The sequence below is a fragment of the Leisingera sp. NJS201 genome, assembly GCF_004535885.1.
Taxonomy (GTDB): domain Bacteria; phylum Pseudomonadota; class Alphaproteobacteria; order Rhodobacterales; family Rhodobacteraceae; genus Leisingera.
This window is the reverse complement of the sequence record NZ_CP038234.1, coordinates 3,718,220-3,732,806: the sequence shown is the minus strand read 5'-3', so window position 1 is coordinate 3,732,806 and position 14,587 is coordinate 3,718,220. Positions and strand designations below refer to the sequence as shown.

The following is a 14,587-nucleotide window of genomic DNA, read 5'->3' as shown; positions in this document are numbered from 1 at the left end:
TGGTTTGGCCATATTCAGGTCTTGTGCAATTCCTTGGCGTGCAGCCATTCGGCATGCTTGGGGGCCTTCTTGGTCTTGGACCATTCTTCCAGCATTTCCCATTTCACCGAGTCCAGCTTCTTCAGCAACGCCTCTTCCTCGGGATCCGGACAGGCCAGTTCCACCCGGTGGCCGTTCGGGTCGAAGAAGTAGATCGAGTGGAAGATCGAGTGGTCAGTGACGCCCAGAACTTCGACACCGTTGGCCTCCAGATGCTCCTTGAACTGGATCAGGGTCTCGCGGTCTTTCACCTTGAAGGCGATATGCTGCACCCAGACCGGCGTGTTGCGGTCGCGGTCCATCTCCGGCTTGGTCGGCAGTTCAAAGAAGGCCAGGACGTTGCCGTTACCTGCATCCATGAAGATATGCATGTAGGGGTCGGGTTCATGCGTTGATGGAACATGGTCCTCGGCAATTGCCAGGACAAAGTCCATGTGCAGCATCTTGTTGTACCACTCTACCGTCTGTTTGGCGTCCTTGCAGCGGTAGGCGACGTGGTGGATCTGTTCGATTTTCAAGCGGTGTCCTCCCCAGGTTTCAGCGCGGCCGCGGCCAGCGCCTGTTTCAGGATCGCGCGTTTTCCAATGTGATTAGCCAGCACCAGCACCAGACGCGCATTCAGCGCATCGCTTTCGGCTTTGCTGAGGCCCTCATGCGCGGTCAGGAGATCTGCATAGAAATCGTCGGCGCGCTCGAGGTTGGCGGTCAGGATCAATTGGTCTTCGGTCATCTTGATCACTCCTTGCCGATGGCCCGGCGGATTGCGTGCCGGAACTGGTTTTCGTCAAAGCCGGGGCGGCGGGCAGCAACATGCTGGTCCGGGCGGATCAGGTAAACACCGCTGTCATGCTTGCCCAGATACCGTTCCTTCAGCGCCAGCGTCTTGTCATCCTTGATGGAGAGCGCCAGCCGGGTGACTTCCATACCTTCTTCCTCGATCACATCGGGGCATCGGCGTCGATGGTGAGCAGCACGAATTTATCTCCCAGCTTGTCTAGCAAGAATCCGTCGCCCAGCGGCACGTCGGGGCAGGAGGAGCCTGGGCGGGTACGCTCTGGCCCGTCCAGTGCATCTGCCGAATTCAGCGGCGAGCCGTCATAGGTGCATGGCACCGACAGGCGGCCCGAGTTCACCAGCGGACGGGCGAATTCAAACTGTTCGGACAGGTCCAGAACCGCGTCACGCAGCACCCGGCTCATCTCGGACTTGGGCGTGATGAAATCGGTGGAGCGCGATGAGTTCAGGATGTTTTCATCCGCACCGTGAACCCGCTCGGTGTCATAGCTGTCCAGCAGGCTTTCCGGCGCGGTGCCGTCGATCACCATCTGAAGCTTCCAGCACAGGTTGTCGGTGTCCTGAATGCCGGAGTTCGCACCGCGGGCCCCAAAGGGCGAGACCTGATGCGCGGCATCGCCGGCAAACAGCACCCGACCATGGCGGAATTGCTCCATCCGGCGGCATTGGAATGTGTAGATCGACACCCACTCCAGCTCGAACTTCACGTCCTCCCCCAGCATCGCCTTGAGGCGCGGGATCACGTTTTCCGGGCGTTTCTCGCGCTCCTTGTCGATATCCCATCCCAATTGCAGATCAATCCGCCAGACACCGTCCGGTTGCTTGTGCAAAAGCGCCGACTGACCTTTGTTGAATGGCGGGTCGAACCAGAACCAGCGTTCGGTCGGAAAATCCGCCTCCATAATTACATCGGCGATCAGGAAGTTGTCCTCGAACACCCGGCCGACGAAATCCAGTCCCAGCATCCGCCGGGTCGGAGAGCCTGCGCCGTCGCAGGCGATCAGCCAATCGGCCTCCAGGTTATAGGAGCCTTCGGGCGTGTCGATTTCCAATGTCACATGGCTGGGATGAGTGCCGATGGCCGAAACCTTGTTGCGGCCGCGGATTTCGATTGGTGCGCCCTGCTGCTGCAGCTCGCGAACCCGGTTCACCAGGTATTCCTCAAAGTAATACTGCTGCAGATTGATGAAGGCGGGGCGTTTGTGGCCTTCCTCCGGCAGCAGATTGAAGTCATAGACCTGACGTTCGTCAAAGAACACCTTGCCGGCATTCCACTGCACGCCCTTGTCAACCATCGGCTGGCCGCAGCCCAACCGGTCGAGGATCTCCAGGGGCCGCTTGGCAAAGCAGATCGCCCGGGAGCCGAAGCTCACCTTGTCGTTGTCATCCAGAATCACCACTTCGGTGCCGGCTTGCGCCAGGTCTATGGCGGCAGCCAGGCCGATTGGGCCTGCCCCGATCACCACCACCTTGCGGCGCACGGGGGCAGGGGCGTCCTGATCCGCGTGGCGCGCATAGGGGTACAACGGGACTTCAAAGATCTTGTTCATCAGGTCTCCTCCCTAATTCGGGTGCCGTCAGGCACAGCTTTACCGCTTCCCGGCGTGGGCAGCCGAGAGGATGGTCTAGCGTCTCACAGGTTCTGCCGGGGCGACACGATCTGGATCAAACCGCCCCGGTTGCAATTCCTGGCCGGGGCTCAGCCCTGCAGGGCCTCCCACATCTCCAGATCGCGCTGGGCGGTCCAAATACGCGGGGTGTCGATGCCGCGGGCCTCGTCATAGGCGCGGGCGACGTTGAAAGGCAGGCAATGCTCGTAGATCGCATAATCCGAGAACTTCGGGTCGCACTCGGCACGCACGGCGTCCCAGGCCTCTTTCAGGGTGCCATTGCGGGCGGCTACCTTGGCGGCGGGACGGTACGTGCTCTCGACAAAGCCGCGGGTGTTTTCGATTGCGGCATTCACCATGTCCTTGCCCACCAGCGCGTCGCCGCGGCCAGGTGCGATGGCGTCCACGTCGAATGACTTGATGTTGTCCAGCGTATCGCCCCAGTCGCTGAAGTGGCCGTCACCGCAGTAGCAGGCGGAGTGGTATTCCACGATGTCACCGGTGAACATCACATTCTGGTCGGGCACATGGATTACGATGTCGCCTGCGGTATGGGCCCGGCCCAGGTGCATCAGATCGACCCGCCGGTTGCCAAGATACACGGTCATATCGTCGGAAAAAGTCGTGGTCGGCCAGGTCAGGCCCGGAATGCTTTCATGGCCTTCGAACAGCCGCGGGAAGCGCTGGAACTCGCTGTCCCAGTCTTCCTGGCCGCGTTCCACCACCATGGCACGGGCCGCATCGCCCATGATGACCTGCTGCGCGCCAAATGCCGAGGCGCCCAGCACCCGGACAGCGTGATAATGCGTCAGCACGACGTGGGTGATCGGCTTGTCTGTCACCGAGCGCACGCATTCGATCACCTTGTTCGCCAGCCGCGGGGTTGCCTGCGCCTCCACGATCATCACAGAGTCATCGCCGATGATGACGCCGGAGTTCGGGTCGCCCTCGGCGGTGAAGGCATAGAGGCCTTCTCCGATTTCATCAAAGGTGATCTTCTTTTCGGTCATGTCCCCTTGGGACGCAAAAGCTTTTGCCATGGTGGTCTTCCTTATCTTGCGTAGGGGTCTTCAAGGGCGGCCAGAACGGTGCCGGTGCAGTCGCCGAACCCGATGGAATAGCCGTCGCCCTTTGCCGCGCCCCGCAGGGTCAGCGTGTCGCCATCGGCAATGAAGGAGCGCTCTTCGCCACTGTCCAGCGTCAGTGGTTCCTTGCCGCCCCAGCTCAACTCCAGCAACGAGCCGCGGCTTTCCTTGCTTGGGCCGGAGATGGTGCCGGACCCCAAAAGGTCGCCTGCATTCATCGGGCAGCCCGAGGTGGTGTGATGTGCCAGCTGCTGCGCGGCGGAGTAGTACATTTCCTTGTAGTTGGTTCGCGCGATGGTGGTCGCCTCTTTGCCTTCCGGCGCCATGGTGACTTCCAGGTCAATGTCATAGAGCATCGGCCCGCAGTCTTTCAGGTGGTCCAGCAGCTCCACCTCGCGCTCGGGCGTGTCGCAGCGGAACGGCTCCAGTGCTGCTTTGGTCACAATCCAGGGGCTGATCGAATTGGCGGTCGCCTTGGCCTGGAACGGCCCCAGCGGCTGGTATTCCCAGGCCTGAATGTCGCGCGCCGACCAATCGTTCAGCAGCACATAGCCAAAGATATGGTCATCGGCCTCTTGCACAGTAATCGGACCGTCCGAAGGCGTGCCGACAATGGCGCCCATCTCCAGTTCGATATCGAACCGCGCGCAGGGGGCCCAGCGGGGGGCTGCATCATTGGGGCCTTTCAGCTGTCCCCAGGGGCGGCGCACATCGGTGCCGGAGACCACCACAGAGGATGCCCGTCCGTTATAGCCGATCGGGATATGCAGCCAGTTCGGCGGCAGCGCGTTTTCCGGGCCGCGAAACATTGTGCCGACGTTGAAGGCGTGGTTTTTGCCGGCATAGAAGTCGGTGTATTCGCTGACCGCAAAAGGCATGTGCAGCTCGGCATCCACAGCGGAGACCAGCAGGGCTTCCACCTTTTCCTGTTCGGCAGCGCCGTCGGAAAGCAGCGCAGTCAGCCGTTCACGCAGTGCGGCCCATACTGCGGGGCCTTCTTCCATCAGGTCGTTCCAATAGGGCACGTCGAACAGCGGCGCATCGCCCAGCTGGATCAGCCCGGTCTCTTCGGCGGCCTGCATGTCCAGGATCATGCCGCCGATGGCCACGCCGCAGCGCGGATCGTCGCCATCAACAGAGAACACGCCATATGGCAGGTTGTTCAGCGGGAACGGGTGGGCAGCGTCATTGGCCGAGGCCACCCAGGATTTCAGCAGAGGCATGGTGTCTCCAGTTTCCGGATCCGCAGATCCTTTTCATCTTTCCGGAAGTACTCCGGGGGTGAATGGGCCGGTCAGGCCCAGAGGGGGCAGCGCCCCCTCACCATATTCATTTCAGGCCGGGCGTGCCGTCGAATTTCTTTTCGATGTCGTTCCAGCAGTCGATGTAGTCATCCTGCAGCGGCGCTTCCTTGGCAGCAAAGGCAGTCAGATGTTGCGGGAAGCGGGTCTCGAACATGAAGGACATGGTGTTCTCCAGCTTTTCAGGGCCGAGGTTGGAATTCGACGCGCCCTCGAATGCGTTTTTGTCCGGCCCGTGCGGCAGCATCATGTTGTGCAACGACATGCCGCCTGGGACAAATCCCTGCGGCTTAGCGTCATACTGGCCATAGATGTTGCCCATCAGCTCCGACATGATGTTCTTGTGATACCATGGCGGGCGGAAGGTATTCTCCGCCACCATCCAGCGCTCGCGGAACAGCACAAAGTCGATATTGGCAGTGCCCGGAACGCCCGAAGGAGCGGTCAGAACGGTGAAAATCGACGGATCCGGGTGATCGAACAGGATCGCCCCAACCGGGCAGTAGGTGGTCAGGTCGTATTTGAAAGGTGCATAGTTGCCGTGCCAGGCAACCACATCCAGCGGCGAATGGCCGATTTTGGTCTCGTGAAACTGGCCGCACCATTTGATGGTTACGGTCGAGGGGGCTTCACGATCTTCAAACGCTGCCACCGGCGCCCTGAAGTCGCGCGGGTTAGCCATGCAATTGGCGCCGATCGGGCCGCGGCCCGGAAGTTCGAATTTCTGGCCGTAATTTTCGCAGACAAAACCGCGGCAGGGGCCTTCCAGCACCTCGACCCGGTAAACCAGCCCGCGCGGGATGATGGCAATTTCCTGCGGCGCCAGATCGATAATGCCCAGTTCTGTCGTAAAACGCAGCCTGCCTTCCTGAGGCACTACCAGCAGTTCGGAATCAGCGGAAAAGAAGTAGCTGTCCACCATCGACTCGGTGACCAGATAGATGTGGCTGGCCATGCCTACTTGCGTGTTCACGTCGCCCGCGGTGGTCATGGTGCGCATGCCGGTGAGCCAGGTCATGCCCTGATCTGAATGCGGCACCGGATCCCAGCGGTACTGGCCCAGCGAGATCACGTCCGGGTCAACGTAAGGCGCTGATTTCCAAAGCGGCAGGTCGATTTTCTCATAACGGTGCGAGTGCTTTACCGACGGGCGGATCCGGTAGCACCAGGTCCGTTCCGGCGGGTCGGCGGTAAAGGCGGTGCCGCTCAGCTGTTCGCCGTAAAGGCCATAGTTGCACTTTTGCGGACTGTTCATACCCTGCGGCAGCGCACCGGGCAGCGCCTCACTTTCAAAGTCATTGGCAAAACCGGGCATGTAGCCCTCGTTCGGCCCCTGAAGAGAGGGGGCCAAGATCATTTCATGGGGATCGGCGGGCCGATTCATCGCGCGTTTCTCCTCTTGCTGCTTGCGGAATATTAGTTGTTTTTGTAACTAACAAGGGAGAGGGGAGCAAAATGAACGAAAAAGATGATTTTGCCTTGCAGGATTTCCTGCCGTATCTGTTGAACCGGGCGGCTGAGGAAAGCTCGCTGGGTTTCCAAAAACACTACAAAAACCGCTATGGAATGCTGCGCACAGAGTGGCGGGTGCTGTTCCACCTGGGCAACTACGGTGAGATGACCGCCAAGGAAATCGGTTCGCGGGCAAAGATCCACAAGACCAAAATCAGCCGCGCCGTGGCCAAACTATCGGAAAAGCGGTTTGTGACCCGCACCCGCGATGAAAATGACCGGCGGGCCGAACATTTGACCCTGACTGCCGCTGGGGAGGCCGCCTATAAAGATCTGCGCGAACATGCGTTGCAGTTCGACACCGGCATCTGCGCCCGGTTCACCACCGGCGAAGTTGCAATTTTGCGGTATATGCTGCGCAATTTAGCAGAGATAGACCCATAGACATCGGCGCCTGGAATACCCAAGTAAGGCGGCGGTATTGAAGGTGAAAACATGATACAGATTGATGTCAATTCCGGACCGTTGATTGCCTGGCTGATGGAGCAGGGGCTTCAAGGCGCGCAGCAGCAGGATCTTTTGCAGGGATATTGCCAGCGTCTGGTCGATGCCGGAGTGCCGCTGTGGCGGTTCCACCTGGCACAGCGCGCCTTCCACCCGAAGTTCGGTGGTCTCGGTTTCAATTGGACCCGCACCGACGGCATCAGCCACGAGCACTACGAATACCGCGAGTCCCCGCGCGAGGAATGGCTGCGCAGCCCGTTCTTCCACATTCTGGAGCACAATCTGGAAGAGTTCCGGGAAAGGATCGAAGACAGTGCCCCGGCAGAATTTCCGCTGCTGCCTGAATTGCGCGAGCGCGGGGCGACCGATTACTTCGCAAAAGGCGTGCGGTTTGCACCGCCCGAAGCGGGTCCGAACGATCCGCGCCATCCGCAGGAAGGCATGCTGGTTTCCTGGTCATCAGACCGGCCCGGCGGGTTCAGCAACCGCGAGCTGGATCTGATCCGTACTACGCTGCCGCACCTGGGGCTGGCGCTGAAATCCTCTTCCAACCGGCAGATGGCCAGTGATCTTTTGCAGGTCTATCTGGGCCGCGATGCGGGCCGCCGGGTTTTGTCAGGCGAAATTCAACGCGGTTCCTCGCAGCAGATCGATGCTGTGCTCTGCCTGTTTGACCTTAAGGGCTTTACCCAGCTGGCGGAACGGCTGCCCGGAACCGAGCTGATCGAGATGCTGAACGGCTATTTCGGCCTGGCGGTGGAAACCATCCAGGCGCATGGCGGCAATATCCTCAAGTTCATGGGCGACGGCATGCTGACCATGTTCAACCTCGGCAGTATCGAGGAGGACGCCCATGCGGCCCTTGCGGCGGCCAATGAACTGTGCGGCAAAGTGCGTGCCTTCAACTCCGAGCGCGAAGAGCGGGGGCTGCCCACCGCGGGCTTTACCCTGGCGCTGCACGCGGGAACCATCCTCTACGGCAATATCGGTGCAGAGAACCGGCTTGATTTCACCGTCATCGGCCAGGCGGTGAACCAGACCGCCCGGATCGCGGGGATGCACCGTTCGGTCGGCCAAAGCATCATCATGTCCGAAGACGTGCAGAAGGCGGCCAAAGGCACCAACCACGATCTGGTGTCGCTGGGCCGTTACATGCTGCGCGGAGTGGCCGAGCCGATTGAGCTTTACACCATTTACCGCGGCAATTGCGGCTGCGATGGCTAAACCGCCGCGGGCAGGATCAGATACTGATCTCGACCCCCGGCAGGTTCACTTCCTTCATCATGTCGCGCAGCTCCTGCCGGGCAGCGATGTTGGAAATGTTCAGCTGCTTGACACCGATATCCTTGAGGTCCAGCAGCGTCAGCCCGCGCGGGAACAACTCGCGGAAAATCACCCGCTCGGAAAAGCCCGGTGCGACCCGGAAGCCGATCCGCTTGGACAGCATATTAATTGCGCGCTCCATCTTTTCCTTGTTGACCATGCGCTGTGTGCCGACGCGGTTGCGGATCACGATCCAGTCGATCGGCTTTAGCCCCGCCTGCGCCCGCAGCTGACGGGCGTTCCAGACCATCTCCGAGTAGACTGACGGCCCGGTAATCGCCTCACCCTTCTGGTCCACATGCGCCAGCAGGTCGAAATCGACAAAACTGTCATTCAAGGGAGTGATCAGCGTGTCAGCCAGCGAATGCGCCACCTGACTGAGACGCGTGTGCGAGCCGGGGCAGTCGATCAGGATGAAGTCATGGCCAGGCTCCAGCGCCGAGACCGCCGCTGACAGCCGGTGGTCATAGATGTTTTCCCCCGGCTGCAAGCTATCGGGATCAATCTCCGGCAGTTCGTGCATTCCCACCATCGGCAGGTCCAGCCCTGCCTTCGCGCAGAAATCCTTGCGGTTCTCCAGATACCGCCCCATCGAGCGCTGCCGCAAGTCCAGGTCAAGCGCCGCCACCTTGTGCCCAAGCCGGGCCAAGGTGGTAGCAACATGCATGGACACAGTGGATTTTCCCGCGCCGCCCTTCTCGTTGCCGACGACAATAATATGCGCCATGTACAGGTCCCTTCGCTCGTGCCTTTGGCACGCTTTTATCTTTGCGCCCCTGTATAGGCTCTGGATTCGGTCAAGAAAAGCGGTCTGCGCGGGCTGGTAAACTTAGTGTATCACCTGTGTTTTGAAGGTCCCGCCGGCTTGCGGTTGGGACGGGTGTCGCCGCCTTTCCCAGGTTTGGCAAATGGAGCGCGGGCCTTGTTTTTCTTGCTGTTCGGCTTGCCGGCCGGCGGTTTGGGGCCTTTGGCTTTGAAAGGTTTGGCTGCCGGTGCGCCGGGTTTTGCCATCCGTTTGGACGGATCCGAAGCGCCTTTGGGCTTGGCCGTGACTGCCGGAGCGGGCTTGCGGGGACGGTCATCGGGGCGCGGTTCGCGGCGTTCTTCCCGGTCCTGCTTGCCGCTCCATTCCTTACGCGGCGGCCGGCTGTCGCGGCCGTCATCGGATTTGGCGCGATAGGGTTTGGGGCCATCCTGCTTGCCGCGGTGCGGTTTTTCGCCGCGATCACGGTCGCCCTTGAATCCGCCCTTGGGGCCACCGGGGCCACGGCGCTGGGCTGGTCCCAGATCAGGGGCTTCGGACAGCTGTGTCAGCACCGCGCCTGGCTCCAGCTCGGTCTTGCCGCCCAGTGCTTTCAGGAAGCCATCAACCGCATCCTGGCTGATTTCGGCAAAGGTTTCGTTTTCTTGTATCCGGATCGCCCCGATAACGTCGCGATCAATATTGCCGGCCTTGCACAGCATCGGCAGTACCTTGCGCGGGTCCGCACCAGCGGCGCGCCCGCCTGACAGCGAGAACCACACCGACGGGCCGAAATCCTTGCGTTCTTTGCGTTCCTTGCGCGGTTCCTCCGCACCGGCCGGGCGCAGATCTTCCGGCGCCGAATGGCGGCTGCGGAAAAGGCGCAGGTAGGTGGTGGCAATCTGCTCGGCAGAGAAATGCTCCAGCAGGGTCTTAACGCCTGCCTGTTCCTGCTCCACAACAGGCTCCTGCCAGACAGGGTCGGCCAGCATCCGCTCCTCGTCACGCGCCATAATGTCGTCGGCCGAGGGCGCTTCGCAGTGTTCTGCCGTCAGCTTGGCCCACTTCAGCAGCCGCAGCGCCTTGCTGCGGGCCTTGGGCGGCGCGATCAGCGCGCTGACGCCCTTGCGGCCCGCGCGGCCGGTGCGGCCCGAACGGTGCAGCAGAGTTTCGTGGTTCGACGGCAGCTCGGCATGAACCACCAGCTCCAGCCCTGGCAGGTCGATGCCGCGTGCGGCCACGTCAGTGGCCACGCAGACCCGGGCGCGGCCGTCGCGCATTGCCTGCAGCGCCTGGCTGCGCTCGGCTTGGGACAATTCGCCCGACAGCGTCACCACCGACAGACCGCGGTTGGTCAGCCGTGCCGCCAGACGGTTCACCGCCGCTCGGGTGTTGGCAAAAACAATGGAGCTGGGCGCCTCATAGTAGCGCAGCACATTGATGATGGCGTTTTCCGCATCTTGCTGCGCCACGCTCATCAGCCGGTATTCAATGTCGGAATGCTGTTTGGTTTCGCCTGCGGTCTGGATCCGCTGCGCGTCCTTCTGGAATGTCTTGGCCAGGCTGGCAATGCCCGACGGCACGGTGGCCGAGAACAGCAGGGTGCGGCGGTCTTCGGGCGCTTCGCCCAGAATGAACTCCAGATCTTCGCGGAAGCCCAGGTCCAGCATTTCGTCGGCTTCGTCCAGCACCACGCCGCGCAGATTGCTGAGATCAATAGAGCCGCGCATGATGTGGTCACGCAGCCGCCCTGGCGTTGCCGCGACGATATGCGCACCGCGGGCCAGCTCCCGGCGCTCGTCGCGCATATCCATGCCGCCAACGCAGGAGGCGATCACCGCACCGGCGCCCTTGTACAGCCAGCTCAGCTCGTGTTTCACCTGCAGCGCCAATTCCCGTGTCGGCGCAATCACCAGGGCCAGCGGCGCGGCAGCAGCCTCAAATGCCTCAGCCTCACCCAGCAGTGTCGGTGCCAGCGCCAGTCCGAACCCGACGGTCTTGCCTGATCCGGTCTGCGCCGAAACCAGCAGGTCGCGCTCGTTCAGCTCTGGCTGGGTCACAGCCTCCTGAACTTGAGTCAGGGTTTCATATCCGCGCTCTTGCAGTGCGTTGGCCAGGGCTTGTTTCACGAGGAGGGCTGTCTTTCCCGCAAGGCGCATACCGCCTCAGCGTCAGGAGAAAAGAAAGAAGGCTGCCCGTCCGGGGCAGCCTTCGGGAGTTTGGCAAAATACGGCAGGTGGCTTAGAAGCCCAGGCCTTCGTATTTCTTCTTGAACTTCGACACGCGGCCGCCGGCATCCATCAGGCGCGAGGTGCCGCCGGTCCAGGCCGGGTGCACGGTCGGGTCGATGTCCAGCGCCAGCTGATCCCCTTCATTGCCCCAGGTGGAGCGCATTTTGAGGATGGTGCCGTCGGTCATTTTGACGTCGATGAAGTGGTATTCGGGATGAGTGTCTTTTTTCATGATACCGCTCCTCAGGCTTTCTTGGGCTTGTAGTGTGCATCTTCTGCGATACGGGCCGACTTGCCGCGGCGCTCGCGCAGGTAGTACAGCTTGGCGCGGCGCACGCGGCCGCGGCGCACAACGGTGATGCTGTCGATGTTGGTCGAATGCAGCGGGAACACACGCTCCACGCCTTCGCCGAACGAAATCTTGCGGACGGTGAACGAACCGGCAATGCCCGAACCGTTTTTACGGCTGATGCAAACACCTTCGTACATCTGCACGCGCGAACGCGAGCCTTCGGTCACCTTAAAGCCGACACGGATGGTGTCGCCGGCTTTGAAATCAGGGATATCTTTCCCCAGGGCGGCGATCTGTTCCGCCTCCAGCTGTGCGATCAAGTTCATCGCAACTCTCCTAAATTGGCCTGCGGTTCTTTCCGCAGAGGTTTGCGCCGTCATGAGAGCTCTTGGTCTTCACCGGGTCCCGCCTTAGGCAGCCCGCCAGAGATCACGCAGTCTGTTTCTTGCTTCTGGCGGTCAGATCCCGGGTGAAAACCGAAGAAGATCTTCAGGTGGATTGATCCAACAGCCAGCAGTCCGGAGCCGCAAAAGCGAATCCAGACTTGCGGACGTATAGGCAGAAATGCGGGCCGGATCAAGGGAAAGAAATGCAGGTCCGGCCGCAGCGGGGGCGGAGCAGGGAACCTTCGAGGATGACAGGCGTTTTACCTGATCGGAGCCAAGAGAGGAAGACAGATGGAGCAGGTGGATGCGGATGTCGGCAATGTTTTTGAGAAGATAGACAGCTGGGTGGACGGCTTTTTCAGAATCCTGCCCAACCTTGGCATCGCGCTGGTTCTGCTTGCCGTGTTCTGGCTGCTGGCCAGGCTGGTTGCCGGTGTCGTGAGTAGGGCCGGAAAAAGACGCGGGCGGGACAATCTGGGCGAGGTCGGCGCAGCCCTGATAAAATGGGCGCTGATCATTGTCGGTCTGATGCTGGCGATCACGGTCATTGCGCCCTCCATCACTCCTGCGGATCTGTTTGCCGGCCTGGGTATCGGCTCCGTTGCCATCGGCTTTGCCTTTAAGGACATTCTGCAGAACCTGCTGGCGGGGATCCTGATTCTGTTGCGCCAACCGTTTTCAGTTGGGGACCAGATTATCTCTGGCGGGCATGAAGGCACGGTGGAGCGGATCGAAACCCGGGCAACGCTGATTAAAACATACGACGGGCGCCGCGTTGTCATTCCGAATTCTGACATTTACACCGATGCCGTCACCGTCAACACAGCGTTTGAGCAGCGCCGTTCGCAGTATGACGTGCAGATCGGTTGCAACGACAGCTGGGACGACGCCAAGCGGATCATGCTGGAGGCTGCGCGCGGATGCGACGGGGTGCTGGAGGACCCGGCGCCGGAAGCGCTGCCTTGGGCGATTGCTGACAATGGCAACAATATCCGCTTGCGCTGGTGGACCAAATCCGACCGGGCAAGCGTGGTGCAGACCTTTGCCCAGGTGATCGAGGCTGTCTACAAAGCGCTGGATGACAGCGGAATTGACATGCCGTACCCGACCCAGGTGATGCTGTTTCACGACCAGACCGAGGAAACCGATGGCGACCGCAGCCGGCATCGTGAAGGCTGGCCTGCGCGGCCCGATGGCAACAACCCCAGGCCGCTCCGGATCGCAGATGCGCTGGCCGGGAGGCGGCAGACGCAAAGTGAGGAGAGCCAAGAGTAACCGGGTTCCCGGACGGGCGTGGCTGCACAAGGCCGGTGGGCCTTGTGTCTGTCATACCGGCAATCTTAGCCGGTTTTGTCGTCCACTGCTGCATCAGGGGCGTTTTTCTTGACGGACTCGATGCCATTGTTGCGGCCAGAGGCGCTGGCGTAGCTTTGCGAGGTGCCGATCACCTGGCCATTGGTGGCTTTCAGGTTGAACATGTGCTTGCCGGCGGCTGTTTCCTTGCGCTCATACCGCCCATCATCACCAGCGTTCTTTTTAACTGACTCAATGCCGTTCTCAGCACTGGCTTTCTGCTTGTAGCCTTCGCTGGCCAGAATGTTCTCGCCGTTGCCTGCTTTCAGGCGGAAGCGGAATTCGCCCGCATTATCGGTATAAAGTTCGAATTTCCCAGACACCCTGCTCACTCCTAATTCCTGATGAATATGAGGGGACTTAATCACGGCTTGGGTCATCCGGCAATGTTTTGGGGCTGCTGCAAACGCGGAATCGGCGGTGCGGGCCAATCACCCGATCAGCGTTTGTTGTCTTTCTTGCTGCTGTGAGCTTCCCATAGATCAGGACGGCGGGCCTTGGTAATGTCTTCGCTCATCCTGTGCCGCCATTCCGCGATCTTGCCATGGTGGCCTGACATCAGCACATCCGGGATTGCGCGGCCGTTCCATTCGGCAGGGCGGGTATATTGCGGATGCTCCAGCAGGCCGGAGGAAAAACTCTCCTCCTCGGTCGAGGCCTGATTTCCCAGCACGCCGGGGATCAGCCGGACGGTGGCATCAATCAGTGCCTGCGCAGCCAGTTCGCCGCCGGTCATCACGAAATCGCCCAGGGAGACTTCCTGAATACCGTAATGGTCCAGTACCCGTTCATCGACGCCTTCAAACCGGCCGCACAACAGGGTCATACCATCGCATTGGGCGAAGTTCTGCATCATCTGCTGGTCCATCCGGCGCCCCCGTGGCGACAGGTAGATCAGTGGCCAGTTGCCTTTGGTTCCGGCCATGGTGTGCTCAATAGCATTGCCCAGAACATCCGCGCGCAGCACCATGCCGGCGCCGCCGCCCGCAGGGGTGTCATCCACATTGCGATGCTTGCCGGCGCCGAACTCGCGCAGATCCACTGTCTCAAGCTGCCACAACCCGTCTTGCAGCGCCTTACCCGTCAGGCTTTCGCCCAGCACTCCGGGGAAGGCTGCGGGAAACAGGGTGATGACCTTGGCTTTCCAAACGCCTGCAAGGTCCGGCGTGGGTGTCATCAGTTCACGCGGTTTCAGGGTCGGACGGATGGCCTTGCGGCCGTGGGATTTGCTTGGTGCTGTCATAATAATGCTGTTTAGTTCAGTCAGATTTTCGCGCAATAGAAAGCTTTGGCCCCTGCATGAATTCGAAACGCACTTCTCTGCCAGCATCCATTGAGCAGCAGGGCGGGTTCGAGGCCGCGCAGCGCCGTGCCGAAGCGCTGTGGCCCGGGATTGCTTCGGATCTGGGGCTCCCGGCTGCAGGCGCTTTGTTCAGACGGATGCAGGTCAACCCCAAAAAAGAGGATCAATGCT

At 60.8% G+C, this 14,587-nt stretch carries 14 protein-coding genes and 1 pseudogene; 3 read left to right on the top strand and 12 right to left on the bottom strand.

What is annotated here, in order from left to right:
• Positions 1-14 precede the first annotated feature (14 nt).
• From ETW23_RS18445 to hmgA, 6 genes and pseudogenes are all read right to left on the bottom strand, one after another.
• The gene (locus ETW23_RS18445; protein ID WP_129369266.1) at positions 15-557 is read right to left on the bottom strand and encodes a VOC family protein; all 543 of its coding nucleotides are present in this window, start codon (positions 555-557) and stop codon (positions 15-17) included.
• The gene (locus ETW23_RS18440; protein ID WP_129369267.1) at positions 554-769 is read right to left on the bottom strand and encodes a DUF2783 domain-containing protein; all 216 of its coding nucleotides are present in this window, start codon (positions 767-769) and stop codon (positions 554-556) included. The genes ETW23_RS18445 and ETW23_RS18440 overlap by 4 nt, the downstream gene beginning before the upstream one ends.
• Before the next feature lie 5 nt (positions 770-774).
• A pseudogene (locus ETW23_RS18435) lies at positions 775-2,384 on the bottom strand (FAD-dependent oxidoreductase).
• 149 nt (positions 2,385-2,533) lie between these two features.
• Complete coding sequence (locus ETW23_RS18430) at positions 2,534-3,484, bottom strand: MBL fold metallo-hydrolase (RefSeq protein WP_134830861.1); 951 nt, start codon at positions 3,482-3,484, stop codon at positions 2,534-2,536.
• An 11-nt stretch (positions 3,485-3,495) separates the two neighbouring features.
• Positions 3,496-4,752, bottom strand: a complete 1,257-nt coding sequence (gene fahA, locus ETW23_RS18425) for a fumarylacetoacetase (protein WP_134830860.1) — start codon at positions 4,750-4,752, stop codon at positions 3,496-3,498.
• 106 nt (positions 4,753-4,858) lie between these two features.
• Positions 4,859-6,214, bottom strand: coding sequence for a homogentisate 1,2-dioxygenase (gene hmgA, locus ETW23_RS18420; RefSeq protein WP_134830859.1), 1,356 nt, complete (start codon positions 6,212-6,214; stop codon positions 4,859-4,861).
• A 71-nt stretch (positions 6,215-6,285) separates the two neighbouring features.
• Between hmgA and ETW23_RS18415 the strand changes: the two genes are divergently transcribed.
• Positions 6,286-6,726 (top strand): MarR family winged helix-turn-helix transcriptional regulator, encoded by a 441-nt coding sequence (locus ETW23_RS18415; RefSeq protein ID WP_134830858.1) that lies wholly within the window; start codon positions 6,286-6,288, stop codon positions 6,724-6,726.
• 51 nt (positions 6,727-6,777) lie between these two features.
• Positions 6,778-8,010 carry an adenylate/guanylate cyclase domain-containing protein gene (locus ETW23_RS18410; protein WP_129369273.1) on the top strand — a complete coding sequence of 411 codons (1,233 nt, stop codon included), beginning with the start codon at positions 6,778-6,780 and terminating at the stop codon, positions 8,008-8,010.
• A gap of 16 nt (positions 8,011-8,026) precedes the next feature.
• On the opposite strand, the gene ETW23_RS18405 is transcribed toward ETW23_RS18410, so the two are convergent.
• The 4 genes from ETW23_RS18405 to rplS all read right to left on the bottom strand — a co-directional run bounded on the left by ETW23_RS18405 (position 8,027) and on the right by rplS (position 11,700).
• Positions 8,027-8,836 (bottom strand): division plane positioning ATPase MipZ, encoded by an 810-nt coding sequence (locus ETW23_RS18405; RefSeq protein WP_129369274.1) that lies wholly within the window; start codon positions 8,834-8,836, stop codon positions 8,027-8,029.
• A gap of 110 nt (positions 8,837-8,946) precedes the next feature.
• Positions 8,947-10,980 (bottom strand): DEAD/DEAH box helicase, encoded by a 2,034-nt coding sequence (locus tag ETW23_RS18400; protein WP_134830857.1) that lies wholly within the window; start codon positions 10,978-10,980, stop codon positions 8,947-8,949.
• 112 nt (positions 10,981-11,092) lie between these two features.
• Positions 11,093-11,314, bottom strand: a complete 222-nt coding sequence (gene rpmE / locus ETW23_RS18395) for a 50S ribosomal protein L31 (protein ID WP_129369276.1) — start codon at positions 11,312-11,314, stop codon at positions 11,093-11,095.
• An 11-nt stretch (positions 11,315-11,325) separates the two neighbouring features.
• Positions 11,326-11,700: a 50S ribosomal protein L19 gene (gene rplS / locus ETW23_RS18390; RefSeq protein WP_129369277.1), complete on the bottom strand. Its 375-nt coding sequence runs from the start codon at positions 11,698-11,700 to the stop codon at positions 11,326-11,328.
• A 351-nt stretch (positions 11,701-12,051) separates the two neighbouring features.
• Here rplS and ETW23_RS18385 point away from each other — a divergent pair, with 351 nt between their 5' ends.
• Positions 12,052-13,035 (top strand): mechanosensitive ion channel family protein, encoded by a 984-nt coding sequence (locus ETW23_RS18385; protein WP_134830856.1) that lies wholly within the window; start codon positions 12,052-12,054, stop codon positions 13,033-13,035.
• A gap of 65 nt (positions 13,036-13,100) precedes the next feature.
• Here ETW23_RS18385 and ETW23_RS18380 read toward each other — a convergent pair whose 3' ends face one another.
• On the bottom strand, positions 13,101-13,436 hold the full coding sequence (locus tag ETW23_RS18380; protein WP_134831355.1) for a YegP family protein: 336 nt from the start codon (positions 13,434-13,436) through the stop codon (positions 13,101-13,103).
• 116 nt (positions 13,437-13,552) lie between these two features.
• On the bottom strand, positions 13,553-14,356 hold the full coding sequence (gene trmD, locus ETW23_RS18375) for a tRNA (guanosine(37)-N1)-methyltransferase TrmD (RefSeq protein WP_134830855.1): 804 nt from the start codon (positions 14,354-14,356) through the stop codon (positions 13,553-13,555).
• Positions 14,357-14,587: the final 231 nt, after the last annotated feature.

Coding starts and splice junctions, on each gene's coding strand:
- ETW23_RS18440 (WP_129369267.1), bottom strand. CDS start 769: ATGACCGAAGACCAATTGATCCTGACCGCCAACCTCGAGCGCGCCGAC.
- ETW23_RS18430 (WP_134830861.1), bottom strand. CDS start 3,484: ATGGCAAAAGCTTTTGCGTCCCAAGGGGACATGACCGAAAAGAAGATC.
- fahA (WP_134830860.1), bottom strand. CDS start 4,752: ATGCCTCTGCTGAAATCCTGGGTGGCCTCGGCCAATGACGCTGCCCAC.
- hmgA (WP_134830859.1), bottom strand. CDS start 6,214: ATGAATCGGCCCGCCGATCCCCATGAAATGATCTTGGCCCCCTCTCTT.
- ETW23_RS18415 (WP_134830858.1), top strand. CDS start 6,286: ATGAACGAAAAAGATGATTTTGCCTTGCAGGATTTCCTGCCGTATCTG.
- ETW23_RS18410 (WP_129369273.1), top strand. CDS start 6,778: ATGATACAGATTGATGTCAATTCCGGACCGTTGATTGCCTGGCTGATG.
- ETW23_RS18405 (WP_129369274.1), bottom strand. CDS start 8,836: ATGGCGCATATTATTGTCGTCGGCAACGAGAAGGGCGGCGCGGGAAAA.
- rpmE (WP_129369276.1), bottom strand. CDS start 11,314: ATGAAAAAAGACACTCATCCCGAATACCACTTCATCGACGTCAAAATG.
- rplS (WP_129369277.1), bottom strand. CDS start 11,700: ATGAACTTGATCGCACAGCTGGAGGCGGAACAGATCGCCGCCCTGGGG.
- ETW23_RS18385 (WP_134830856.1), top strand. CDS start 12,052: ATGGAGCAGGTGGATGCGGATGTCGGCAATGTTTTTGAGAAGATAGAC.
- trmD (WP_134830855.1), bottom strand. CDS start 14,356: ATGACAGCACCAAGCAAATCCCACGGCCGCAAGGCCATCCGTCCGACC.